Origin of the sequence: Waddlia chondrophila WSU 86-1044 (genome assembly GCF_000092785.1) — a bacterium.
In the GTDB taxonomy this organism is placed as follows: domain Bacteria; phylum Chlamydiota; class Chlamydiia; order Chlamydiales; family Waddliaceae; genus Waddlia; species Waddlia chondrophila.
Genome location: NC_014225.1, coordinates 1,920,464 through 1,945,876 on the forward strand (window position 1 = coordinate 1,920,464; position 25,413 = coordinate 1,945,876).

The 25,413-nt window shown below is 43.5% G+C and carries 14 protein-coding genes; 10 read left to right on the forward strand and 4 right to left on the reverse strand.

The window, feature by feature from the left end; all coding sequences use genetic code 11:
• Positions 1-70 precede the first annotated feature (70 nt).
• From WCW_RS08670 to WCW_RS08685, 4 genes are read left to right on the forward strand one after another with little or no spacing between them, the layout of a single operon-like run.
• On the forward strand, positions 71-982 hold the full coding sequence (locus tag WCW_RS08670; protein ID WP_013182844.1) for a hypothetical protein: 912 nt from the start codon (positions 71-73) through the stop codon (positions 980-982).
• A gap of 3 nt (positions 983-985) precedes the next feature.
• Positions 986-2,257 carry a glycosyltransferase gene (locus WCW_RS08675; protein ID WP_013182845.1) on the forward strand — a complete coding sequence of 424 codons (1,272 nt, stop codon included), beginning with the start codon at positions 986-988 and terminating at the stop codon, positions 2,255-2,257.
• Complete coding sequence (locus tag WCW_RS08680) at positions 2,247-3,104, forward strand: glycosyltransferase (RefSeq protein WP_013182846.1); 858 nt, start codon at positions 2,247-2,249, stop codon at positions 3,102-3,104. Before WCW_RS08675 ends, WCW_RS08680 begins: the two co-directional genes overlap by 11 nt.
• A 50-nt stretch (positions 3,105-3,154) precedes the next feature.
• Positions 3,155-4,327, forward strand: a complete 1,173-nt coding sequence (locus tag WCW_RS08685) for a hypothetical protein (protein WP_041941609.1) — start codon at positions 3,155-3,157, stop codon at positions 4,325-4,327.
• Positions 4,328-4,419: 92 nt separating this feature from the next.
• On the opposite strand, the gene WCW_RS08690 is transcribed toward WCW_RS08685, so the two are convergent.
• Positions 4,420-5,549 (reverse strand): IS3 family transposase gene (locus WCW_RS08690; RefSeq protein WP_143876344.1). Its coding sequence is split into 2 segments (ribosomal slippage): positions 4,420-5,291 and positions 5,291-5,549, totalling 1,131 coding nucleotides; the frame shifts between segments, so codons are not numbered across the junction.
• Positions 5,550-5,629: 80 nt separating this feature from the next.
• On the opposite strand from WCW_RS08690, the gene WCW_RS08700 reads away from it, so the two are divergent.
• The 4 genes from WCW_RS08700 to WCW_RS08715 all read left to right on the forward strand — a co-directional run bounded on the left by WCW_RS08700 (position 5,630) and on the right by WCW_RS08715 (position 17,802).
• Positions 5,630-6,910: a hypothetical protein gene (locus WCW_RS08700; protein ID WP_013182849.1), complete on the forward strand. Its 1,281-nt coding sequence runs from the start codon at positions 5,630-5,632 to the stop codon at positions 6,908-6,910.
• Positions 6,911-7,023: 113 nt separating this feature from the next.
• Positions 7,024-8,823 (forward strand): hypothetical protein, encoded by a 1,800-nt coding sequence (locus tag WCW_RS08705; RefSeq protein ID WP_211259931.1) that lies wholly within the window; start codon positions 7,024-7,026, stop codon positions 8,821-8,823.
• 181 nt (positions 8,824-9,004) lie between these two features.
• Positions 9,005-14,422 (forward strand): glycosyltransferase family protein, encoded by a 5,418-nt coding sequence (locus tag WCW_RS08710; protein WP_013182851.1) that lies wholly within the window; start codon positions 9,005-9,007, stop codon positions 14,420-14,422.
• Between the two features lie 98 nt (positions 14,423-14,520).
• Positions 14,521-17,802: a protein kinase family protein gene (locus WCW_RS08715; protein WP_162268176.1), complete on the forward strand. Its 3,282-nt coding sequence runs from the start codon at positions 14,521-14,523 to the stop codon at positions 17,800-17,802.
• Here the strand turns inward: WCW_RS08715 and WCW_RS08720 are convergent.
• Genes WCW_RS08720 through WCW_RS08730 form a run of 3 tightly spaced genes read right to left on the reverse strand, consistent with a single transcriptional unit; the run spans position 17,789 to position 23,393 of the window.
• Positions 17,789-20,869, reverse strand: coding sequence for an efflux RND transporter permease subunit (locus WCW_RS08720; RefSeq protein ID WP_013182854.1), 3,081 nt, complete (start codon positions 20,867-20,869; stop codon positions 17,789-17,791). The two genes, WCW_RS08715 and WCW_RS08720, sit on opposite strands and share 14 nt — an antisense overlap.
• A complete protein-coding gene (locus WCW_RS08725) occupies positions 20,866-21,945 on the reverse strand; it encodes an efflux RND transporter periplasmic adaptor subunit (RefSeq protein ID WP_013182855.1) in 1,080 nt (359 codons plus the stop codon). The genes WCW_RS08720 and WCW_RS08725 overlap by 4 nt, the downstream gene beginning before the upstream one ends.
• Positions 21,942-23,393, reverse strand: a complete 1,452-nt coding sequence (locus WCW_RS08730) for a TolC family protein (RefSeq protein WP_013182856.1) — start codon at positions 23,391-23,393, stop codon at positions 21,942-21,944. The genes WCW_RS08725 and WCW_RS08730 overlap by 4 nt, the downstream gene beginning before the upstream one ends.
• Before the next feature lie 178 nt (positions 23,394-23,571).
• Between WCW_RS08730 and WCW_RS10560 the strand changes: the two genes are divergently transcribed.
• Positions 23,572-24,870, forward strand: coding sequence for a lipopolysaccharide biosynthesis protein (locus tag WCW_RS10560; RefSeq protein WP_013182857.1), 1,299 nt, complete (start codon positions 23,572-23,574; stop codon positions 24,868-24,870).
• The gene (locus WCW_RS09800) at positions 24,867-25,226 is read left to right on the forward strand and encodes a hypothetical protein (protein WP_013182858.1); all 360 of its coding nucleotides are present in this window, start codon (positions 24,867-24,869) and stop codon (positions 25,224-25,226) included. The genes WCW_RS10560 and WCW_RS09800 overlap by 4 nt, the downstream gene beginning before the upstream one ends.
• The last annotated feature ends 187 nt before the right edge of the window (positions 25,227-25,413 follow it).

Sequence of the window (25,413 nt, forward strand, 5' to 3'; positions counted from 1 at the left end):
TTAGATCACCGCTGATCCAGAATTGTCATATGCTCTGCATCGCATGGAGCATGGAGTGTGAAAAATTTCGATGAAAACAATACTAAAAGCCACAGCCATCACAGCTCAGTCTGAAAAAATCGAACAATCCTCAAAATTAAAAGCTGTCAACAATATCGCAAACCAATTTTTAAGTTCGCTCCAGTATAAATCCATTCTATTTGTTTTCCTTTTACTGATTGGATGCGGCGAACGCGTATCTGAAGATCAGAAAATTTCTCCTCTAGAAAAAAAAATCTTTTCATCCATCGAACGGGGAAAGTTAGGCCAAAGCACAAGCCCCATTATCATCACGCCACGCAAACTTTCAATTTCGGAAATTGGCCACCACCTCGATATGGATGAAGAAACAGTCCTTAAACACCTCAAAGCCACCAACATCCACGGCTACTACAGCTTATCCGCAAGAAACCTTCCGCCGGAAGGAATCTTTACCCTCTACCACATCAATTTTGAAGGGAAAATGCTGCAAGACAAAAAATTCTTCGTTAATGGAAACGGCATTCTTGTCACAAAACTCGACGATCAATTCATCGAAATTAACAACAATCTGCTTTTCTTCTCCAATTACTTACCTGGGGAGCCGGTTAACTTCGCTCTCGTTTCCGAAGACCAAAAACTGATCGCGACAACAAAAATCGTTCCTAACCCGATCGAAAAAGTCGATAATCACAAACATCGAATTTCTTTAGAAATCGCCTCTCCTGACAAGCGAACTTACGTCATCCATTGTTCAGGCTTACGCCCTTTTGGAACCTACTTAGCTTCCATATCATTTGAAAACGAGCGGTTTGCCTATCCTTTCGAAGCCAATTCCAAAGGCGAGGCTTTTCTCCGTACGGGCCCGTCTGCGCCTTGGATCACAGAAGGAGAAGGCACTCTGGAACTCAGAGGCGACCAGATCACCAATCCCTTGTTTCTTGAGTTTTTCTGGGGGAGCTAATCAATGAAAATTCTAATCATTTCCACTTATTTTCCCCCTCAGAACTCAATTGCCTCGCTACGTCCCTACTCCTGGGCAAAATATTGGACAAAAGAGGGGCATACAGTCACTGTACTCACCACGCAAAAACAAGAAAATCCACAAGTGATGCTCCACCTTCCCAACCCCGGCTACGAAGCAATAGAAATTCCTCTCCCTACCCTTTTATTGAAAGTAAAAAATCGACATAAAAACAGTCAGTCTTCTTCCTTTTCCGGAAAAATTTTGCAGAGCTTGCGTGAAAACACAGGGATTTTCAAAACCTGCCGCATGCCGGATCTCACAGATCTCTGGGTTCGACCAGCTTGCGCAGCAGCTTGTGAAAAGGGACCTTGGGACCTTGTGATTAGCACCGCCGGACCTTATACAACCCACTTGGTCGCGCATCGTTTGAAAAAAAAGAAGCTTGCAAAGCGATGGGTTGCGGACTATCGGGATGCGTGGAGCCATAACCACATCTACCCTGGCTTATTTCCCTTCAATATCATTGAAAAACGGATGGAAAGCTACTTATTAAAACAGGCGGATCTAGTCACAACTGTCAGCAACCCTCTGGCAAAAGATCTAAAAAATAGATTTGAACTAGACAAGGTCGAAGTGGTCGCCAATGGTCTTGATGTCGAAGACCTCGATCACATCCCTAAAGATCCCATCTTTATCAACGATGGAAAATTCAGAATTGCCTACACAGGCTCCATTTATAAGGGAAAGCAAGACCCTTCCCCACTTTTTCAATCAATCAAGTCCCTTTCTGAAAATCCTCAAACAAAAAATCTTCTAGATAACCTCGAAGTGATCTTTGCCGGTCCTAATCAGGAGCATCTTGAAAAGCAGATCAGACAAATGGAGATCTCCACTTGGGTAAAATCGATCGGTTTCATCAGCAGAGAAGATTCCTTAAGAATGCAAAGAGATGCTCATGCTCTCCTTTTTCTTCCCTGGAATGATACTAAGAAAGATGGAATATTGACTGGAAAAATTTTTGAATATCTGTTTTCCAAAACACCGATCATCTGCATCGGCAAAAAACAACTGGAAGCCTCGCAACTGCTTGCCCTTGAAGCAAAGGCAGGGCAATGCCTTTATGAAGTTGATGAGATCTCTACTTATCTCTTAGAACAATTGAAAGAAGTAAAAAAAGAAATGCCCGCCACAAACTTCACTTTTCTCAGACAGTACACCAGGGAATCCCTGGCCAAGCAATTAATAGGTTTAATCGAATCCTATGTTATTTAAGTTAAAGAAAAAACAACCTGAGCGTCAACGAGTTTCCGTTATCATCATTTCGTATAATAATGAATCTCAAGTTGCAAAATGTTTAGATGCGCTCCGCCAGCAAACTGTTTCTCCTCATCAAATGATTTTAGTCGATACAGGATCGAAAGACCGCAGTTATCTAGAGAAATACAGGGAGGAGTGCTATGTGATCGAAGCGGAACCTCATTGCGGTTTCTGCGTCGGCAACAATTTAGGATACCTTGCTGTTGATCCGGAAGCTGATGCCGTACTTTTTCTCAATCCCGATGCCTTTCTCTTTCCCGATTTTCTGGAAAACGGCGCACGCTATCTTTCCCACCACACTGACGTCGGCGCGATCACAGGGCTGACCTTGGGGTATGACTTCGAGATGAAAAAACCTACAGGGTTCGTTGATACAACGGGAATCTTTTCCACTTGGTACGGAAAATGGTATGATAGAGGACAAGGAAGCATATATGAACCCGTCAACTCTCCTGGACATGGCGACATCCCCGCTATCTGTGGAGCAGTTTTTCTCGGCAGAAAAAAGGCTCTTGACCAAACGAGAATAAATCGTGAAGTCATGGACAGCCGTTATTTTATGTATAAGGAAGATATTGACCTTTCGCTTAGATTGTTGAAAAAGAAATGGAAGCTGCGATATGTCCCAGAACTTAAAGCCTATCACTGCCGAGGCTGGAAAAAGAACCGGAAAGAAATGCCTCGCCAATACAGGCTCTATTCAGCCCGAAATGAACTGCGCGTCAACTGGGGACGGAAGCACCTGATCGGAAGTCTCTACTCACTCACTAAATATTTGACCGTAAAGGTTTTCAATTGCTAATCCCCTTAAGGCTTTTACTCATTCCCTATTATTTGTTAATAGCAACTGGAATGCTTTTGCCCTCAGACGGAACACATGGATTGTTTTCTCCTAAAAGCCTTCTCTTTCTATCGGCCGCTTTCAGCATCTTTCTATTAATCATGGTCCGGCAGAGGTTTCATCCAAAACAACTTTTGCATGGAGTTTTCCTTGCTTTTTTCCTAGTCTTTCTCATCCTCTGGATGGCCATCGGCATCGCGAACCCAATCACTCAGATATCTTCCACTTTTGACCAAGCCAAGCTATTCCTCATTACCGCCGCCGTTCCTCTTATGACCCTTTACCTTTACAAAGAAGAGTTAATCATCCCTCAACAGATCATTCGAATTGCAATTTTGAGCAATTTTCTTTACTGCTTATGCAAACTGTCATTGATCCTCTTCCATTTTTGCGGGGCGCTTAATATGTGGGATCTCTTAAAAGTTGCAAACTTCCGCGTCCAACAGATGGGCATTGTCGGCAGTTTGCAAAGGCTGCAAACCTCTGTGGATATATCGACACCGTTTCTCTTCATGTTTGTCCTTTTCTCAAAGCGACTCGAATTAAAGTTCCCCCCCCTCTTTCGACAATTCTACCTATTGCTTACACCAATCTCTAATTTTTTCACATTTTCCCGCTACTTACTATTCGTTCAGGGCGCAGCTTTGATTCTTTATATTTTTTCACTAACTTCAAAAAAATTCATACAGTCTGCGGCGCTATCTGCTATTTGTCTTATTTTTGCAATTGCTTCATTCGGACCTCAAAATTTTTTAGATTCTTTAGAGAAACGTTTTTTCAGTAAATCCAGCTATTATTCCGATCAAGCAAGAGTCGATCAAATCAACGCATTGTTGGAGCAAACGGCAAAAACGCCTTATACCGGCTCCGGCTTAGGAGCACATGCGCCTAAAGCGATGCGCGACCACAAACTTCTACACTCTTACGAAGTGCAGTGGGCTGCGTTTTTAATGCAATTGGGCATTGCCGGTGTCTCCATTCTCCTCATTTTCCTTTCTTTTATTGCCATTCCCTTTTTAATCCCTCCAATTACACGGATTTCACTCGCATTCTTTTGTCTTTTTCTTCTTTGGATTCTATCCGGATTTACCAACCCTTTTCTTATTTCTCTACAGAGTGGAATCATCTACTCTCTGTTTTTAATGGCAATTGAACTTCTGCCAAATTCAAAAATTTATAATTAATTATTGTTTTTTTTCTTTGAAAGATTTTAAAGTCATTTTTTTAAACGAAACAGGGTGAATGTATTGACCTTGCCCCATAATTAGGTCCAGTTTCAACTAGAGGTTCCTGTTAACTGTAGCATTTTTTCACTAGAGTTCAAACACTCACTGAGCTGGCTAGCCAGCTCGTGAGGCGTCAGTCCTCCAAGTGCACTATGTGGACGATATAAATTGTATTCATTAGCCCACTTTCCGACAATTCTCCTTGCATCTGATAAATTTAAAAACCAATTTTCATTCAAACATTCATCTCGAAGCTTGCCGTTAAAACTCTCTATGTTACCATTTTGATATGGTTTCCCTGGCTCTATGTATTGCCAATCTATTCCCTGATCAGACGACCATTTTAGCACGGTATTCGAGGTAAACTCTGTTCCGTTATCACTAAGGACTACCTTTGGCTTTCCATTTGCAACCATAATTTCGCTTAATATCTCTGTTACCTTCCTCCCATTTATAGATGTGTCCACAAATATCCGAAGGCATTCTCTGGTGTAGGTATCAATCACAGTCAGGAGCCTGATTCTCCTGCCATTAGCTAGAGCATCATGGACAAAATCAAGAGCCCACTGTTGATTGCGAGCGAAAGGTTTATCTTGAGCTCTTCTTGAGCCAATAGCGCGTTTTCTTCCCCCTCTCTTCAGGACCTTTAATCCACAGGCACGGTAAATACGGTACACCTTTTTATGATTGACTTTCACGCCTTCGCGTTTGAGTATCATATGTATGCGACGATATCCAAACCGCCGTTTCTCGTAAGCGATTTGTTTTATCTTGGTTATAAGAGCGGTTTCATCTTGTTTTCTTGAGCTGTATCGTACAACCGATCGATGAACCCCAACAAGCTGACATGCGCGCCGCTCACTTCTCTTGTGTTGTTTTACAAGAATTTGCACGCATGCCTTCTTGGCTCGCGGGGTTACCACTTTCGCGAAACAACATCCTTCAAAGCTACGATGTCGAGAGCTTGCTCAGCAACCAATCGCTTTAGCTTGTTGTTTTCTGCTTCAAGAGAGCGAAGCTTTTTTGCATCTGAAGCAACCATACCGTCAAATTTAGCTTTCCAGTTGTAGTAAGTAGCATTTGAAATTCCGTATTTGCGACAGGCTTCTTCGACTTTAAGACCTGCTTTTACTTCATTGAGAACATTTATTATTTGTTCTTCCGAAAATCTTTTTTTCATGGCTTGTGTTCCTTTTTGTGGTTAATAGTTTACACAAACCTCTAATTTTATATGGACCGATTTCAGGGGAGCAGGTCAGTATGTGCCTGAAAAAATTTATATCGACGAGCATTTTCAGCCTTTCTCTAATAACAACAGCAGCAGACGCCTCAACAAATAAGGTTAGTCAATACAATGCTGAAATTGAAAGGCTGGAGCAACTGGAAAATGAGCTGCATAAACTCATCAAGGAAGCAAAAAACGTTCTGTCTGAACATTCCACAAGCAAACAAACGGAATCCATTCAAGAAATTGCAGCAGCCGAGCCACAAGCTGAAACCGTTTTTGCAAAAGAAGAAAGTTCGGTTGCTAAAGCTGAATCCGAACCTCAACATTCATTTCGCTTTCAAGGTAAGGAAACTCCTTGGGTCACCTCTTTTTACGAAAATAACAACAACCTTTTTGTTCCACAAGAAAACATAGAAGAAAGCTGCGCTAGCACTCCTTGTTATCAGCCAAAAAGAGATTGTTGCAGAGATTCTATCTTGTTATATGCCGATGCTCGCCTAGGAAATAGGCCATGCTTTGACGGATCAATTTTTACTGGCGGACTGATGTATTTTGAAAACTCTTTTTTCAGAAATGGCATCACCCTTTTCCTGGACGTCAACGGTTCCTCTTTTGAACACGGCGGCAGTGGCGTGTCAGCGGGAATCGGCGCGCGATTTTGTCTACCTTGCACAAACACTCTCCTCGGTATCAATACCTATTTCGATTATAACGATACTCGCACATGCGTTGATGGAGACAGGTTCGAATGCATTCGCGAATCATCCGGTATCGAAGTCGATAAAGTGAGACGCAGCCATTCATTCAGGCAGGCAAGTGTCGGGCTGGAATGGATTAAATGCGCATACAGCATTCGCGGAAATGCGTATTTTAATGCCGGAGATGACAGAGCTCATTGCCGCTGCAAGATCTACGACGTTTACGAAGGACCTTATGAAGTGGAGTGTAAATCGTGGACTCAAGCACTACAGGGATATGATATCGAGTATCGCCAGCACATCTGCCTGCCCTGCAACCTTTGGGCCTATCCTGCTATCGGCGGCTACTATTTAACAGGCGGCTGCTGCAGCAAACTTGGCGTTATGGGAGGATTGGCCGTTTCATGGAGAAATATCTTATCTGTGGAAGGGATCTTCTATTATGACAAATATAATGAATCCAAAGGCGAAGCCTATTTATCGATTAATCTGCCTTTGGACTTTTTCTGTAATCCCTGCTGCCGCTCATATTGCCCGGATTACTCAAAATCCAGAGTCAGACGAAGAAACTATATCCCAACCGAGGAGGTATGCCGTTACACAAAAAACTACTAATGAATGGACTCCAAGATTAATGAGAAACCAAATCTTGAAGTCAATTCATTCAACAATACGCTTTGATTAAAAAGTGTATAAAAATTTTTACAGGTAGGATTATGCGACGTTTTATGATTTTATTTTGCTTGCAGATGCTAATTTTTAGCATTGCCAGCGCATCGGCTACGATCCATTTCCCTTCCGAGACAGAACTTTTTCAAAAAGTCGATGTCAAAACAGGGAAATACACTCCTTCTAACCGCACATTCCCATTCAAGGATGACGGCATTGTGACCGATTCTAAGGAGAGGGTGCTCAAATTTCAGGGTTCGGATTCTTCCATTCCCTACTATTTCTTTTATCGTGAAGGGGTGACTGAAATCGTCAATGAAAATGGCGAATTTTACATTGTGTATCACGACCAGATCGATTCACCTTATTTGATCGAAAAATTTCAAGATGGCTTGCTGGTATCTGCAGAGCACATTAGACACAAATTAACTGAAGGAGACAGAGGAAAGAAAGTTGTCAAACTACTTAATGACAATATCCAAAACCTATCCTATGTGAAACAACTCACTCTATCGGAAGAGGATGACGTCTTAGAGGAGCAAGTTAAGGAAGTCAATTATCAGAACAACGTAGAAAATACGTTTGAGCTCGATTGTACTCTTCTAGAAGAGATTCTCGCGGGGTGCGAAAAACCCATTCAAGGACCTCCAGGACCCACTGGACCTCCAGGACCTCCAGGACCTCCAGGACCTCCAGGACCCGCAGAGCCTACCGGTGCAACTGGTGCTAACGGAGCCGATGGCGCTACCGGTCCAACAGGACCCACCGGTGCAACTGGTGCTAACGGAGCCGATGGCGCTACCGGTCCAACAGGACCTGCAGGCGCGGCAGGAACTGACGGCGCAACAGGCGCTACCGGACCCACTGGACCCACCGGTGCAACTGGTGCTAACGGAGCCGATGGCGCTACCGGACCAACAGGACCTGCAGGCGCGACAGGCGCAACTGGACCCACTGGGCCTACCGGTGTAACTGGTGCAACTGGTGCTAACGGAGCCGATGGCGCTACCGGCCCAACGGGACCTGCAGGCCCAACGGGACCTGCAGGCGCAACAGGCGCAACTGGACCCACTGGGCCTACCGGTGTAACTGGTGCAACTGGTGCTAACGGAGCCGATGGCGCTACCGGCCCAACGGGACCTGCAGGCGCAACAGGCGCAACTGGACCCACTGGGCCTACCGGTGTAACTGGTGCAACTGGTGCTAACGGAGCCGATGGCGCTACCGGCCCAACGGGACCTGCAGGCGCGACAGGCGCAACTGGACCCACTGGGCCTACCGGTGTAACTGGTGCAACTGGTGCTAACGGAGCCGATGGCGCTACCGGCCCAACGGGACCTGCAGGCGCAACAGGCGCAACTGGACCCACTGGTCCAGAAGCTGTACATGAAGGGTTTTCTGCTTCGAAAGATGTCCTTACTGTAAGCAGCAGTACTCAGTTAGATGATTGGAGCACAACTTCTCCTTATTTCACAGGAACAGGCTTCAATGCTGCAACGGGAACGTATACAGTTGTTGAAGCAGGCAGATATGCAATCAAAGCTACAATCAGCTATAAAACGACCGCAGCCCTCACAATCAGCTTAGGGGCTGGAATCGACCCAGGCTTCGTCGTTAGAAGAATTGGCGACAACGCAAATCTCGTTAGCGGCAACATGCCGATCCTTAACATCAATGTTGCGCTTCTTACATTACGAGCAGTCTTAGGCTCTGGAACAGTTACGCTTGCAGGCGATGTTGATCTAAACGCTGGTGATGAGATCGGTCTTTTCTATGAAGCAGATGGCCTCACTATCGCTTTGGATTTAGGAAGAACAAATTTTTCTCCTGGAATTGTCTGGTCTATGCATAAGCTGTGATCGCTTTTTCTCTATACCCTTGCGGCAACCGCCGCAAGGGTCAACTTCAAGAATTGAAATTTCATCTACTAAAATTTATCATATTTTTTATTTAAAATAATTTCTTAAATAGTTTTTTATAAAAAATTAACATAAATAAAGCATTATAAAGGCTGATTTTATACTTGAATATGGAAAAGCTATGTCTATAAACATTGTCAATTTGATCCATCATCACCATATATCGAAGAAATTTTACGAACTGAGAGAGGAAGATGAACTAAACGTTCAAGCATCTTCCCCTGAAAAATGCCGTTCCCCTTTGGATACAGCAAAAAAAATTCTTCGGCTTGCAAAATCTGATGATTACAGCTTGGAACAGAAAAGGATTCTTCAATCATGCGCCTATGATTACCTGCGCTGGATGGAAAAAAACAAATTAGTCAATGAAGACAATCAAGAAGACTTCTATCAAACTTCTGCTGAATCGCTTATCTTGCTAATGAGAAAAACTCCAGATGACGCAACGCAAATCAACCTCTTAGCAAACGAAATTCAGGATAACACGCCATGGTATCGCTTCATACGAGCTAACTACATCCACCACGCCGTGCATGGACAACAATTGACAATTCCCGATGATTTTATCGGAAAAATTTGCATCAATGGAAACTGGCATGAATTTAAAGGGTTGCGAACAGTGGAAACTAAAACTGGATACAGTTTTCTCAAAGGCACAAATTTACTGTTCAAAACAGACAAAAATTACCGTTTAGATGGCTACTACTATGGAGGAAATCGAGGAATCCTCCCAGGCTCCTCCGTCGAAGAGAAAGAGATGAAAGACTTTTTCTCTCGCCCCCCTTCAGGGAAATTTTGGCTGAGTGTTTATGCAAGTACTAAAGACCCGATGCAAGTACAGTTTGGAAGATCGCATTCTTATCTGGGACTGGAAGATGAAAAAGGAAATTTCTTTTACGCAGGTCAATATGGGCTGCAAAAAAACATCGACATCTCCGACATCCTTATCCCTTTCGGCGATAAGAAAATGGGAGTCGAAACACCAGATCGGTATTCCTCAATTCCTCTCGCACATCACCATATTACTGAAGCAAGAATTGAGATCACCAAAGAGGAATATGAAAAACTGAAAGATTCTATACTCAAGGACAAAGAAGAAGGTGTTGAAGGATCCCTGATCAAAGGAAACTGCACCGATTACGTAGGGAAAAAGCTGCGTCTAATCGGAATTCAAGCCAAAACGACAATGTCTGCTCAAGAATTTCTGATGCGCTTGAGCCTGCAAGTTTTTCCTGAAAAAATTAGCCGGAAAGTGATTCAATGGGGAAAATCCCTGCCAAACTGGGTGAAAAAAGTTGCCCATTTCAACCCGATTTTTTATCCGATTGCGATTCTTTCCTCAGTCATCATCACAATGATGAGCGGAAAGCTTAACTCAGACCTTTCTGTTTTAAACGCAGTCATCCGTCCATGGAAAGTCCGAGTCAGCCAACCAATCGCCCTTGAAGAATCTCTGAAGCAACTGGAAGAAGAACAAAAAAAATACTCTATTTTACATTCCAAAGTGGCAGGCGAAGGAGAAGTTGGCAAAAAAACACAGAGTGCAACCGAAAAACTGGGATTTACCACAAAAAAAGAGGAAAAGCTCCTAGCTAGATCCAAGGCACACATCACACAGCACAAAGTCTTGCCCTTGCCGATTTTAGTCTGTAAGGCAATCTACGATGCCATTTCACATAAACTCAGCAACTGGTGGGGCAATAAAGATGAAATGGACAGAAACACCATGCTTCTTTACTTGCATACGATGATGAACCTTAAATTCATCACTCCTTATCAATTCTACAATTTCCGCGAATCGATTTACGATAAAAAAGAATTTAAAAACCAGGTAATGGATGTTTTAAAGAGTTTGCATGAAAGAAAAATGGTCGACAGAAGATCCTTTATCCATCTAAGGGACCAACTCAATAAAGGGAAAATCAATGAGACGATACAATATCTCATTGCTGTTGCTTCGCTTAACGGCATCAATAACAAAGAACACTACGCAACAATCCAAACGCTGACAACGCCTAAAGTTCAAATAGAAATTAATCACTATTTGCGCCAATACCAAAACCAATACAAATTCAGCGTCGCAGGCGTCAAAGCAATACAAGCTTTTGTTTCTCGCGTCAATTGCTACGAATGGGCTCAAAACATTAAAGATGCGGGATCTAGTAAAGAAATTTCCGAAGCAATTAAAACAAGAGATGAAGTGGCGTTTATCCGTGCTGTTCGGTTCTATTTTAAAAAGAGACTAAAAGATGAAACGCTGACCTTAACTGAAAGGCAGATCATCACAGAAATGATGCAGAGTATTGAATACCCAAAAGGAGAAAGCGCTTTTGTCAGCCTATCCCATGACCTGCAAACACAAGCGCGCATTCATGAAGTGGTGCAACAGCTTACCTCTTTACGAACAACGATTAATGATCATAAAGAGGACTTTTCTGATGAATCTCTCGAAGACTTAAAGAGAATGCACCAAAATCTGGGTGTGTTTCTTGACAGCCATATTGGATACACTGGATCGGCAACTTACATGAGCGTCATGATCGGCCAGCTGCGATCCGAGTGGGAAGCGATCGACGACATTCTCAACAACCAAGTGATACCGAAAAGCGGCTCTGTCGATTTTTGGCCCGACTTAGGGTTTCAAGAGATCAAACCTGCAGCAGCAGTTGAGGTTGGAAACTCTCCTTCTGATGGTTCAGAGAAAAGGAAAAAAGTGTTCTTCGCTTATTGCAGCTGGGGGAACGGACACAAAAGTGTGACCCATGCCCTGTCTAGTGCGATTGGAAAAAATTACCGCGTTTCCACATGCGATGTTCCCGACGAAATTCTCATTGAGCGGGATCCGCTTTTTCAAGCTCTTGGCCCTCAACACTCTATCACAACGCTTTACAACACTCTTGTCGCAGGCAATTACTGGGGAGCGATTAACCTCCTTAAACAGATGGGATCATCGCCCACACCTCAAGAAGAGATTGAAATGCAAAAGGCATTAATTAGACGGAAACTTCTGCAGGAAAATCCAGATGTTGTTGTCGTTACCTACGAAAGGCATTCCGATCTCTTATTAGAAGTCGCAAAAGAATTGGGCATCCCTTTTGTTCAAGTCTACACGGATATGATCAGCCACGTTGGCGAACATGTCAAAAAAGCACTGAATCAAGAAGATCACTACAAACATCAAAGAGTTTTATGCCCTTACCCAATCGAGGAAATGAAACAATGTGTCGAGGATGCCGGAATAGACAGCAGCCAGGTCAAATACATGGGCTTTCCTGTTCGAAAGGAATTTTTGAAAAAGCACGATATACCAACGCTTAAAGAAAAATATCAAGTCAAAGAAAACCAGAAAGTTGTCTTATGCATGAATGGCGGATGCGGCGGCAATACTCCCTGGCCTGCTTTAATTGCCAAAGCCAAAAAAGGAGCATTGGCAAATATCAAGCTGATTGTTGTCTGCGGCAACAATAAAGAATTTTATGACGAAGTCAGAAAGCTTAAAGCAATTGAGCCAACGATAGAAATTGAGGCTAGAGGATACACACAAGCAGAAGAGATGGCTGAAATTTCTGCGATCGCCGATGTCACGATCTCAAAGCCCGGCGGCGCAACACTGGCAGAGAATATCTTGATGAAAAACTATCTTCTGCTCGACACCCGATTCTCGCAATCTCTTCAATGGGAGATGGACGCCGCGGAAGCCCTTCAAAAACATGGCTTAGCAACAGCCCTAAATTCTGAGAAAAAATTTATTGAAGCCTTAAACACTGCTTTGAGCAGCTCCGTTCCAGATGTTGCAGACTTCCACGTATTCGACGGAAAGGTTGAAGAAACATTCATTGGCGAAATGCAAGAGATGATCAAAACCGCTTCGGAAGACTCTGACATGAAGAAAAAAAGGGGAAAAGCACAACAAGCGCCTGCAAGCTATCCTCTGATGAACCTGCAGAACGCTAACAGCAAAAATTTTGAACAAAATCTCGCCGCTCTTCTCCATCTCAACGAGATGATCAATCCTCGGGAAATCATCCCCTCATTGGAAAGCTCCGTCTCAGAAGCTGCGGAAAAAGGAAAATATCTGCGCTTCAATTTTTCGACATCAGCTTTCGAGGTGTACTCCGAACTCCAACTCAAAGACTTGGAATACGCTGTCGATGTAATTGTTAGAGAAATAAAAGCGGGCAACGAAGTCCGCCAAGAGACTCTCCGAGAGATTACCGAGCTTGTAAAAACTGCGCAAAAAGCTGATGAAAAAGCAACAGCTCCAATGCTTGCCCGCTTGAAAAATATCGATTTAAACCGCGTTTCAAAATTTTTGAGAGATCAAAATGAACAGGCCGATTCCTTTGAAGCCATTAAAGATCTGTTTCTTACTGAAGAGGCGAAAAAAGAGGTGCAATCTTGGATCAATCTTAAAACATCACGCAGCCGCAGAAGCCCAGATAAATACAACAACGAATGGATGATCAGCGAAAAAGATTTGCTGGATGTGTTCATGCATCATCCGGAAGAATTGGAATTTGTCAAAGCTCTTTCTCTTCACCGCAAAGCGTCAACGTTCAATCATCAATTTGAAGTCAAGGACCATCATTTAATGATTTTATTCGATGGAAAGATGAAATCTGTAAACAATCTAATAAACCACTTTAAGCAGGTCAACGGACGTATTGTTTCCACAAAAGACGGGCATGAATACACCTACACTTACGATCTTGGGTTTTCGAAAATCGGCGATGGGCAACACCCTATTAAATGGAGGGATGAGATTCCGCTGTTCAAGAGGAAAGAGAGAAGAACAGAAGATTACCGCTTGGAAATCATGAGTGTCACCGGGCAAGAAAATCACGGTTGGCTACGATTGAAAGACCCCGAAGGGAATGTCTACAGCGTGGGAACATTCTGGGATCCGGACTATCGCTTAAGAAGCATTCAACGTTTTGACTCCCTGCCAGGATATGTCAGAGGTGCCGGTGATCTCCAAGAATTTTTAGGTCAAGAAGAGCACTGGAAACGCACAAAAATTCAATTGGATAAAGAGAAGTTCGAAGCATTAAAGCAAAAAATCATCGAGCAGCAGAAAAAGGGAGTCAACTATAACTTGATCAACAGCAACTGTGTCTCGTTCGTCGGGAAAATGTTGCGTGAAGTTGGGATGAAATACCAAATTGCCCAACGACCGCTGTTTGTGTATTGTGCGCCGAGAGCTCTTCGCAAGTTCTTCATCCGCCATCAAGCAGCAATGGCAATCGCAGAAATTGTGACTTATCCTCTGGCATTGCTTCAAAACGCTTTGCTATCGCTTCTTGGCATGTGGAACAAGCGCGATCTCGATGGTACTGAAGAGGTTGGCTTCAGCAAAGCTTACGATTTCTTTAGTTGGAAAAAAGGGATTGTCGACCATCCCGAACAACTCAGACTTTTACAAGAAGTCATCGAAGAAGACAATCTTCTCAAAGATAAAAGCATCATCCCTTTCGCAAGATTCTTGGAAACGGAAAAAACAGGATCTGTTGGAAGGTGTGCACTTAGTGGGATTTCCTGATCTCAAGGGGTCAAACTTTCCCTGTGTTGTACGGATTTTATCGAGAATTTTATTAAACCTTAATGTCTTTATGCGAAAATAAACAAAAACAATTAATTATGCACGCACAACATCCTTATAACCAACATTCAAAGATATACAATTTCTTCTTCCACCCTTTGCATAGGAAAGATGAAGAAAAAGTCAAAACAATCTTAGCTGTCATTACAAACATTTTCGTAACAGTTATCTCAGCTGGATTATGGCAAATCCCCTTTTGGATCGTTAATGATCGAGACAGAAGAAAAGTGACAAAATGGACGCAAGACCAAACACCCAAAGTCGCCAAAGTGCAGTCGAATCACTTCAAGACTAAAAAAAGCGATCCAAAGACACCAACTGCTCCAATTCAAAGAAGTCAGCCAACTCCTCCTCCCAAGAAAAGCAAAAGAGAATTGGTAATTTCTCGTTTAAAAGCTGACATGGAAGCTAAAGGATATAACGATAAACAGATTCTGGAGGTGCTAAAACATGGAGAAAATTTGGTAAAATTTCTCTTAGAAACTCCTGATGATCAAAGAGATTTGCAAATTCACCCCAACTTTGGAGCAGAAGTCAAGAGAAGCAAGCTCGAAAATCCTCAAAGTCCAACAGAATTTGAAGAGGCGCGCCAAGCAAAAATGCTTAAGCTCGCCGTCAAAACAGAACTCCTTTTCAAAGAAACTGCTCTCTTCACTCTCCTGCCTAATTATGTGAACTCCAAAAAACACGGGCAAAAACTTGCACCGCACCACCGGCTTTTCGACAGCACAAAAGGTTTGCAAGCTTTCAATCTCAGCAGTATGAACCAACCTTTAAGAAAAGTTCATCTCATTGCCACTAAATCTCTTGGGAGCGGCAATTTCAATACCACAAGCTCTGCTTTCCACATGGGACTTGGTCGAGAAATTGCATTAAGAGAATTGTCGAAGAAGTCTTTGCTACAGCCAAACGACCTAAGCGATTGGGATCGGGAAGTGCGAATGTACAGAGCATTAGTCAATACTGTACCGGGATTGGTGAACTTACACGACGTCAGCGTCATCAACTCGACAAGCCCTCAAAATCCACAAATGTGGATTCCTACTGAACGAGGGCTGATTTTAGAGAAATGCGAAGGAGATCTCTCCCAATTTATTTACAAACGGGATCCTCAGCAACACAATTTCATCCTCAAAGAACGGCTGCCGGATCTTGAATCGAGAGGATTTATCATCGCGCAAATTGCACATAGCTTGGATGCATTACATACCCAAGGATACAGCCATGGTGATTTAAAAGCCGACAATGTTTTTTATGTTAAGGATAAGCAAGGAAGGGTACACACAAAGATAGGCGACTTGGGATGTGTGAAGCCTTTAGGCCAACGATATCGTTCCGATGGCCACCACGGCTATCAACCACCAGAATCTGCGCATTTATGGAGCCAATATGGCGCTGCTGCCGATTGCTGGGGTTTAGGACTTATTGCCTTCGAGTTGAAGTATAACAGCCTATTATCAGAAGATCTAAGCACGATTATTCCTGAACGGCAACTTCTCTATGCCCTTCTGGATTGCAACTTTGATCCCCATGTGATGGCATTCATCCGAACAAGAGATCAAAATCTGGGACAATGGATTCAACAGCAGAATCCTTGGATTTATCAATGTATCTGTAGCAGCAGCTTTCCTTTTCTTGCCAACTTAATGCAAAGTTACTCTAATTGCGCTGGGATGAACTCTCAAGGATTTTATACACATCTTGTCAATAGTTTAAACAATCGATATCGTGCTGTTTTGTTCCAGCATTTTCAACGGGTGGGTTTATGCAATAACCAAGGCACATATACTCCAAACGATGCGTTGGATCAGGCTATTTTATCCTTGCTTAATCTCGACCCTTCAAAAAGGATGAATGCAGGACAAGCAAAAGTCTTGCTCTCTCAAGCTTTTAAATTCGATCAACGAGACTTAGGCTCTTTGCCTGTTTCTTCTAAAGCTTCTTATAGCGGAAGCTTAGCTTCTATTGTTCCTGAAATGAATCAGTGGCTGCAGAACATGATGTCAAAATACCCTGATTCATATGCAGAAGGTGCTTTGGAAGAGATTTTGGATGCACTAGGAAATGCCGAGAATTTTAATGATTTCGAAGACAAACTCAACGAAATTCAAGAAGATGAATTTATCGATGATCAAAGTAAAAAATACATCTTAATGGCAGTCAAAAATCGACTGCCAAGAGATTTAGGCTCCAGCGGTGTTCCTTTTGGCCATGCTCCGCTTCAAACAAATGGGTTATCGACAGGATACACGTATCAAGGTTTTCCCGTCATCCACCAGGATCGACGCTACACTGTGCGAGATCAGACGAAAGAAAATCTAATGAGCTTGTTTGGGCGCATAGAACAATACGATAAAGGAGGCCAATCAAAAGAGAAGTACAAAAAGGATGCCAAATCTGTGGCAAAAACGTCCTTCGACAACCCTCCTGGAATAAGAGAACCAATAAAAGGTTTACTGAAGCATGTACGACTCTATCAGGATGACAGAGGAGCCTGCCAAAGCTCAAATCAAGAAGAGCTGCTAGGCCGCTTCGATGTCGTTTCTGTTCCTTGCCGCATTGATTACGATGCTTTTTGGAAGCCTGTAGATACAAAACACCAAAAAATTTTTTATATGCATCACGCAGCGGCACTCAACATTGGGGAAACCCAACACGCTAGCGACTTCAAAGCATATTCCAACAACGGAATGCTGGACGAAAGTAAGTACGTTAAAGATATGCAGTCCATTTTTGGGAATGTGTTGTCAGCTCAAAGCCTCAGTGGAGTCAAACATGCGGTTTGGTTCCCTTTTGGCATGGGAGCCTTCTTAAGAAATCTTCATAAATGCGACCCATCCTATAACGACTCGCAAAAATTGAGCGATTTGAGACAATCTCTGGCAAAAGCATTTGTTGAAGAGCTTAAAAAACATCCAGGCATGGATATCCATTTATGCCTGCCTGTTTCAGGTCCAGGGGATGAGTCAACAGAAAACTACAATGCCTTTATTAGCGCCCTACTCGCTGCTGATTCGCAAGTAAAAAGCCGAGTCACAGTTTATACTAATCAAGATGCTACAGCTTTAGCCCAGGAGCTTGCGAACAAACACGGAGGAGATCAAGTCAGCTTAGCTAACGGAGCGAATCGAAAATTAATTGGCAACCACTGGTTTGACGATCGGGCACTAAGGGCAATTGATGAAAACATCCATAGACGTTCTCCTATTTCCTCAGCAATTGCGCTGATGCTGGACCAAGATGTTGAGCCGAAAAAGCGAAAAAAGGATGAACTGAAAACCACCATCCAAAAATTTGGAGGACAGATTATTTCGTTATAGATCTGCCTGCGCGCATCGAATAATAGCAGATCACCGGCGTAAAGAAATAGGTGATCATTTGAGCAAACAACAACCCGCCCAAAATGATCAGCCCCATTGAACGACGGCTTGAGGCATCAGCGCCGATCCCAATAGCAATCGGCAAAGCGCCCATAGCCGCAGCAATTGTCGTCATGAGGATGGGACGGAAACGCACTTTGCACGCTTCGATAATCGCCTCTGAAACTTCCTTCCCTTCCAACACCTTTTCATTAGCAAATTCCACCAGCATGATCCCATTTTTCAAGACGATCCCGATCAAAACGATCATCCCGACAAAAGCATAAAGGGAAAGGGATGACTGAAAAACAAACAGTGTCAGCAACCCGCCAAAAATTGATCCCGGAAGAGTCGTTAAAATCGTTAAAGGATGGAAAAAGTTCTCATATAAGCTTCCGAGTAAAAGATAAATAATCAAAATGCTGATCAAAAGCAACGCAGCCATTTCCGGACCTGTGCCTTCGAAGATCGCCGCTTGTCCGGCAAAGGAGCCGAAAAACTGTTTAGGAATGATCTTGCTTGCCTCATCGGACACTTTCTGCAAAGCGGTGCTCAAAGCTGCTCCAGGAGCAATATTAAAATAAACTGTCGCAGACGGCAGCTGATTGATGTGATTGACTTGCAATGGCCCGTTAACAATTTCTCTTCGTACAACGGTTGACAGCGGAATCAACGTTTTCCGATCTTCAGGCAAAGAGGAGCTTACCCTGATCTTATCCAGCATATCGGGGGTTTGACGCGACTCGTCGTCAACCTGCAGGACAAGATCGTAGATATTGATTGGCGTCTGAAAAGTGGAGATGCGGGAACCGCTATAAGCAAGCTGAATCGCCTGCTCAATCGTCTTGACGGACACACCCAGCATGCTGGCGCGATCGCGCAAAATCTCAAGACTCACTTGAGGCGCTGAGATCTCCAAGTCAGAGCTGACATCGGTGATTTCGGAAACATTCTGCAAAGCCCGGGTCAGCTCCTGCACTTTAGCGTACAGCAAGTCTTGATCGCCAATGCCGGAAATTGCATAAGAGTAATCCGCCCTGTCAACGCTTGTACTGACATTGAGGTTAATCTGTGGAATCGGTTTAAGAAAAGGCTGAATACCCGAAAGTTTTTTAAACTCCCCATCGATCTGTTCCTTGATCTTGGCAATTGCAGGGCGTTTATTCAAATCGACCAGCCCGGCAAACACCACTCCTTCGTTCGGAGGAAGAAGCTCGGGAAAATTTGCCATAGAGATCACCTTGTCTACGTAAGGGTTGTTTTCAAGGACTTTATTCACCTTATCCTGGCGGTTAGCCATGGCATCGTAACTCACCTCCTCGGACGTAAGGGTAACACCGAGCATTGCTCCTGTATCTCCCGGAGGAAGAAAATCGGTCGGAACCGACTTGAAAAGCAGAGCTGCAAAAACAACCGAAGCGACCCCCAGAAGGATGGGTACCAATCGATGTCTCATCACCCATATGAGCGCAGGTTCGTAAATTGCCACCAAACGCTCCATCAAACGATCTGCTTTCTCTTCCAATCGACTTTTCTTATCGGTATGCACAAGAAACCTTGAGCAAAGCATGGGCGTTAAGATCAGTGAAATCGACCCTGAAATCAGAACCGAAGCAACGACAACGACAGCCATTTCATGGAACAAGCGTCCGATAATCCCCGGCATCAGCACAAGAGGCAAAAAGACTGCGCTTAAAGAAAGCGTCATCGAAAGTACTGTTGTACTGATCTCTTTACTCCCGTCCAGAGCTGCTTGAACAGGATTTTTGCCCATTTGTTGATGGCGTACAATATTTTCCAGCACAACAATCGCATCGTCAACCAGAAACCCGATTACAAGCGTCAGCCCCAGCATAGACAAAATATCGATGCTGAAGCCTCTGGCATACATGAAAGCAAACGTTCCAAAGATCGAAACCGGCAACGAGATTGAAGGGATAATGGTAGAGCTTGCTTTTCCAAGAAATAAAAAGATCACGGAGACCACGAGGATAAACGCAATTACCAAGGTTAACAAGACATCGTTAATCGACTCCTTAATCATGATCGAGCGGTCGAAGATGACATCTAGATGAATCGATGCGGGCAATTGTTTTTCCAGAACTGTCAGATAATCCCTGACATCATTGCACAGTTTGACAGTGTTAGCCCCGTCCTCCTTTGTGACAGCGACAATAACTGCCGGAATCTCCCCTTTATCTTTGTCCCAATAGCGCAAGTAAAATCCCTCGTCGTGGATACTATCCACTCCTTCCCCAATATCTTTGACATAGACAGGATTCCCCTGATTTTCTGCGACAATCAACTGATTGTACCCCGCACCTTCCGTTACTTGTCCCTTAGGAACAATCGTATAGGCGATGGATGCGTCGTATACAGTACCGCCAGGCAACGATTGATTGGAGTCGACTAAGGCCTCTGCAATTTCGTTGATTCCGATATTCATCGCCGCCAATTTATCCGGGCTAACCTTGACCCTCACATTGGATTTACTTCCCCAAATCGAGACTTCCGACACACCGCTTAGCATGGACAACCTTTGCGCAATGATCGTATAGCCGTAGTCGTACAGCTTTCCCATGGTCATCGCTTCGGAAGTGACTGCGACATAGATAACAGGCGTGTCGGCCGGATTGAATTTCTTATAGGAAGGAGGCGCAGGGAGCGGAGGCAAGTTGCCGCTGGCGTTATTGATCGCTGAGTTGACATCCGTTGAAGCCTGATCGATATCCTTGGACAAATCGAATTGCACCACAATCGTTGTATTCCCCTGCCTGCTTGATGAAATCACCGATTTGATACCGGGAATCGTCATCAACTGCTGCTCCAAGGGCACTGCCACATTGTTTGCCATTGTTTCCGGATCCATTCCCGGATTCGTCACAGTCACGGTAATCACAGGAAACGAAATATCAGGCAGATCGCTGATCGGCAGCTGGCGATAGGCCATGAGACCGAACAAAAGAAGCGCGGCAGTCACCATCGTCGTCATGACCGGGCGCCTGATGAAGGGTTCTGAAAGATTCATTGGATCACTTTTTCTCCCGGCTTCAACGCGCTCTGCCCTTCGACAATCACACGGTCTCCTTTTGCCAAACCTTTATTCACCACAAAATAGGAGCCATGCTGCTGCCCTAATTCAATCCGTTTCTGTTCAGCAGTGTTCTGTTCAGTCGTCGCCCAAACAAAAGTTCCTTTCGTATCTCTACCCACTGCAGCTTCAGGGACAAGCACCTTCTCGCCTAAGTCGTAGACTTCCAGACGAACAGTGAAATACTGTCCTGCCCATAAAGCTTGATTGCTGTTTTCACAGATTCCCCGCAGCTTCACAGTGCCGCTGTTTTGATCGACAGTATTGTCAATAAAATCCAGATAAGCAGCCTCGCTGAATCTCTTTCCATCAAGAGGGGTCATCAGAATTTTTAATCCCTTCTCTGATTTTTGCTGATACTCTCTGATTAGATGGAGATATTTTTCCGGCACAGTAAAAATCACATAAATGGGAGAGATTTGATTCAAAGTGACCAGAGCTTTTTCCTGATTGGCGTGCACAACGCTTCCCTGATCAAAGGCGTGCATTCCGCATCTGCCGCTGAAAGGAGCAGTGATCGTGGTATAATCCAGATCGATTTTTGCACTCTTCCATACCCCTTCCGCTCGATTTAACTGCCCCTTAGCCTCTTTGAGCTGCGAAACGTACTGCTGATAATCAAGTTCTGAGACATAATCTTCCGGAAGGAGTTCTTGATACCGCTCTACCTTCTGCACCAGGTATTCGTAGGACGCTTTTGCTTCCTCAAGCTGGCCGGCCGCCTCTTCCAAATTCGCCAAAAAAGGCGAGGGATCGATCCGATATAGCAGGTCGCCTTTTGAAACTTCACCTCCATCTATGAAATCATATCCTAAAATTTTTCCTCCAACTTGCGGGATGATCTCTACCGACTGAAACGCCTCTGCATTTCCTACAGAATCAATATAATAGGAGACTCTCTCCATCTTGACGGGAGCGGCTTTGACTTTAGGCAGAGCCTCTTTCTCTTCTGTTTTTTTCGATCCGCATCCGATCAGTATCAAAGCGCATAAGCCAACCGCAATTTTTTTCATCTTGTTCCCTTTCCCAAAATACCGATTGCATAAGCGAGGTTGGCAATTGAGGTGTACCACTCTTTTTGCGCTTCTACCAAAGAATAGCGCGCATCTGCCAGGCTTGTAAAAGCATTGACAACGGTAGTGATATCTACAACTCCCGCTTCGAATTGCATAAGCGTCGCGCGATACGATTCAGCGGCAGCATCCACATAGACACGATTCACCTTCAGGTTTTCTACCGCAATCTCCAAGTCTCGATGTGCAATCACAACTTCTTTGACCACTTCAATCTGCAGCTGCTCGAAATCCGCCTTCGCTTTGCAGTACCGCGAGGATGCCGAGCGGATGCGGTTTTCGTACCAATAGCCTTTGAAAATCGGGTAATCGAGGCTAATCATTGCCCCGTAATCGTTGCCATCGTTCTCACCGTCTTGGTAGTAAATGCGCGACCCAGCAGCTTGCAGGCTGACCTTGGGAAGCTTATCCCGCTTGGCTGCGCTGACCGCTGCCTCTGTCGACTGCATGCCGCTATAGGAAGCGAACAGATCCGGCCGGCTCATCAACGCCTCTTCCACGCACTGCTCTACCGTGCATTCAGCAGGAAAGATCACCTCGCCTGCTTCAAATTGTCCGAAAATATTTAATTCAATCGTCGATGGGATTCCCAGGTCAGCAACCAGCTGGGCGTAAGAAGTTTCCAATAGCTGCTGTGCTTGCAGAAACTGGATCTGTTGTTTGGACACTTGCGTAAGAGCGATCAGATCGGTGCTCTTGTCTACGATTCCTAATGAGTATTTTTTGTGCGTGGCATCATAAAGCGTTTGCGCGTCTTTCAGGTTTGCTTCGGCAGCTTCTTGCAGTCCTTTGTTTCCCACATAGCTATAATAATCGCCGGTGATTTGCCGGATGACAGTTTGGATTTCTCTGTTGAATTCCCAATTTGCACTGAGAACACGCTGCCTGAAAGTTTCGCTGCGTGCATTGCGTGTCCCCCAATCGAAGATAAGATAAGCCAGAGAAAAGCTGGGGGCATACTCTCTGAATTCATTCACGACGATATCTTGAATTCCGGGAAGTTCCGAAATCCGGCTGGAGCCAAAATAGGTCGTAGCTCTTACTGCTTCGATGTATCCGGAAAACGAGATTTCCGGATAGAAATCGGCCAAGCTAAGGCCATATTCTGAAGCGCGTATTCGAGTTTCTGCCCAAGAACGCTGAGTTTGGCGGCTATTCTTAAGCCCCAAGTCGACCAACTCGGGCAGATGCCAGACTCTTTCCTCATCGATTAATTGGTCATCATCGATAAGCTGACAATGAGGTATGGGAGTGCCTTCCAGGCAATAGACCCATTCCCTGCAAGGGGTTGAGGGAGTCAGGACAAAAGGGTCTCTTGCCGCGCATCCCGCGAGGCAGAAGCTAAGCATAGAAAAATATTTGGAAGTTAGCCGATTTAAGCGTAACATATGTCTCGTGTCGTTCAAAAAAACAACATACTTTGAGCTCCCAAGTGTTGCAAGAAATTTTTATAGTATATAGGCGATTTTATTCAGACAGGATTAGATAGTGCTGCCCTTAAAATTCAAGCTCTCGTTATACTGCGATGAATTCAAAAATTAGACAGTAAATCAAACCTAATAAAGCATGATTTATTTTCAAAAAACTTTAGGCAATTTACACCGAATAGGCTTTATTCAAAGTGTTTATACTTTGATGAGCGGCACTGTCCTTGCTCAAATCATCACCCTGGGTATAAGCCCAATCCTCGCACGCTTTTACTCTCCCGAAGACTTTGGTTATTTTGCTTTATTTTTCAGCATTTCAAGCCTTTTGGGGATGATTTCCACAGGAAGATACGAATTTTCTTTATTGCTTCCGAAAAAAATCGAAGATGCCTTTCATCTGCTTCTAGTCTGCCTAGGAATGACATTCTTAAGCAGCTTCTTGACTTTTCTATCCATCTATTTTTTCATCCAACCCTTTTTCCCGACAATCCATAACAGCTTCTTTTCTACTTTTTGGGGATGGATTCCTCTTATGGTCTTTCAAATAGGCCTTTCACAAACATTTACCTTTTGGTTCAATAGAACACATAATCTACACCTCATTTCAAAAGGGAAAATCATCCAATCCTTAACCTCAGCAACCCTCAATTTACTGCTGTTTTTTTACTGTTATCAGTGGTTAGGCGGGAAGATATTAATTCTTTCTGGACTAGTTTCATTCTTTGCTCTAAACACTTATTACATTTTTCATTTTTTTCGGAAAAATCACGGGATTTGGAAAAATTTTAACCATAAAAATTTATTGATTCAAAGCAAGAAATACATAGACTTTCCAAAATACAATTTATTCCATTCTCTCTTTGACAACTTTCAAATTTTTGGAATCAACTTCCTCTTCTCTTTATTTTACGGGCCGGCAGTTCTTGGTTATTACACCTTAACTCATCGAGTTTTAAAATATCCCCTCAGCCTTTTAAGCACATCTCTTTCGCAAGTATTCATGGAAAAATTCAGTTCAAAAACGAAACTAGATATAGAGAAACCAGAACTCTTAAAAAGTATTTGGAAACTTCTTTTTTTATGCGGCATTTTACCTTTTCTTGTTCTCATATTTTTCGGACAAGAGATCTTCGCCACAATTTTTGGGGAACAATGGCGCAATGCAGGACTCTTTTCCCAAATTTTGTCCCTTTGGTATTTTTTGAACTTTATCTATTCCCCTACTTCTCCATTGCCGCTCATAATAGGCAAACAAAAACAATTCATGTATCTTGGGCTAGCGTATAATAGCGCAATCATCTCTTCATTTGTTTTTTCTTATTTTGCTGGTTTAGAAACAATCACAATGTTAACTTTTCTCTCCATCAACATGTCAATTTTTACAATTTTCTTAATGAAATGGCTCTATCAATTATTATCGAAGGAAGAACTAGAATGAATTTGCAAAGCGATTACTCAGACTACTTAAGCGGCGCTAAATTCCACAACGGGTTGAACGTTCAAATCTCTAATCGCCATGAGTTGAAAGATCGTCTGTGTAAAATCGAGGAGCTTGTTCAAAACAAAAATGTTTTGCACGCCGGCTGCGTTGACCATCTTCCTCTTATCAAAGAGAAAATACACTCTAATCGTTGGCTTCATAAAAGGCTTTCCCTCTGTGCTTCCCGTTGTATGGGATTCGATATTGACCAGCCAGGCATTGAGTTTGTCAAAAAACTCGGTTATTCCAACGTGATTTATCACGATTTAATCAAAGATAAAATTCTTCCTAAAGAAATTTGTGAGTTTGAATAGGATTACATGGTTCTTGGCGAATTATTGGAGCATATCAACAATCCTGTCCTTTTCTTGGAAGAGTTAAAAAACAAATATCAAGCAAAAGTTTCAAAAGTTATCATCACAGTCCCCAACGCCTTCCGCATTAGCAATTTCAAATTTTCCCTTTTTAATAAGGAGCTGATCAATAGCGACCATAGATATT

What these genes read in the sequence shown, in the direction of transcription:
- WCW_RS08675 (WP_013182845.1), top strand. Translation starts at nt 986, where the DNA reads ATGAAAATTCTAATCATTTCCACTTATTTTCCCCCTCAGAACTCAATT.
- WCW_RS10560 (WP_013182857.1), top strand. Translation starts at nt 23,572, where the DNA reads ATGATTTATTTTCAAAAAACTTTAGGCAATTTACACCGAATAGGCTTT.
- WCW_RS08730 (WP_013182856.1), bottom strand. Translation starts at nt 23,393, where the DNA reads ATGTTACGCTTAAATCGGCTAACTTCCAAATATTTTTCTATGCTTAGC.
- WCW_RS08685 (WP_041941609.1), top strand. Translation starts at nt 3,155, where the DNA reads ATGCTTTTGCCCTCAGACGGAACACATGGATTGTTTTCTCCTAAAAGC.
- WCW_RS08720 (WP_013182854.1), bottom strand. Translation starts at nt 20,869, where the DNA reads ATGAATCTTTCAGAACCCTTCATCAGGCGCCCGGTCATGACGACGATG.
- WCW_RS08705 (WP_211259931.1), top strand. Translation starts at nt 7,024, where the DNA reads ATGATTTTATTTTGCTTGCAGATGCTAATTTTTAGCATTGCCAGCGCA.
- WCW_RS08725 (WP_013182855.1), bottom strand. Translation starts at nt 21,945, where the DNA reads ATGAAAAAAATTGCGGTTGGCTTATGCGCTTTGATACTGATCGGATGC.
- WCW_RS08710 (WP_013182851.1), top strand. Translation starts at nt 9,005, where the DNA reads ATGTCTATAAACATTGTCAATTTGATCCATCATCACCATATATCGAAG.
- WCW_RS08700 (WP_013182849.1), top strand. Translation starts at nt 5,630, where the DNA reads ATGTGCCTGAAAAAATTTATATCGACGAGCATTTTCAGCCTTTCTCTA.
- WCW_RS08680 (WP_013182846.1), top strand. Translation starts at nt 2,247, where the DNA reads ATGTTATTTAAGTTAAAGAAAAAACAACCTGAGCGTCAACGAGTTTCC.
- WCW_RS09800 (WP_013182858.1), top strand. Translation starts at nt 24,867, where the DNA reads ATGAATTTGCAAAGCGATTACTCAGACTACTTAAGCGGCGCTAAATTC.
- WCW_RS08670 (WP_013182844.1), top strand. Translation starts at nt 71, where the DNA reads ATGAAAACAATACTAAAAGCCACAGCCATCACAGCTCAGTCTGAAAAA.
- WCW_RS08715 (WP_162268176.1), top strand. Translation starts at nt 14,521, where the DNA reads ATGCACGCACAACATCCTTATAACCAACATTCAAAGATATACAATTTC.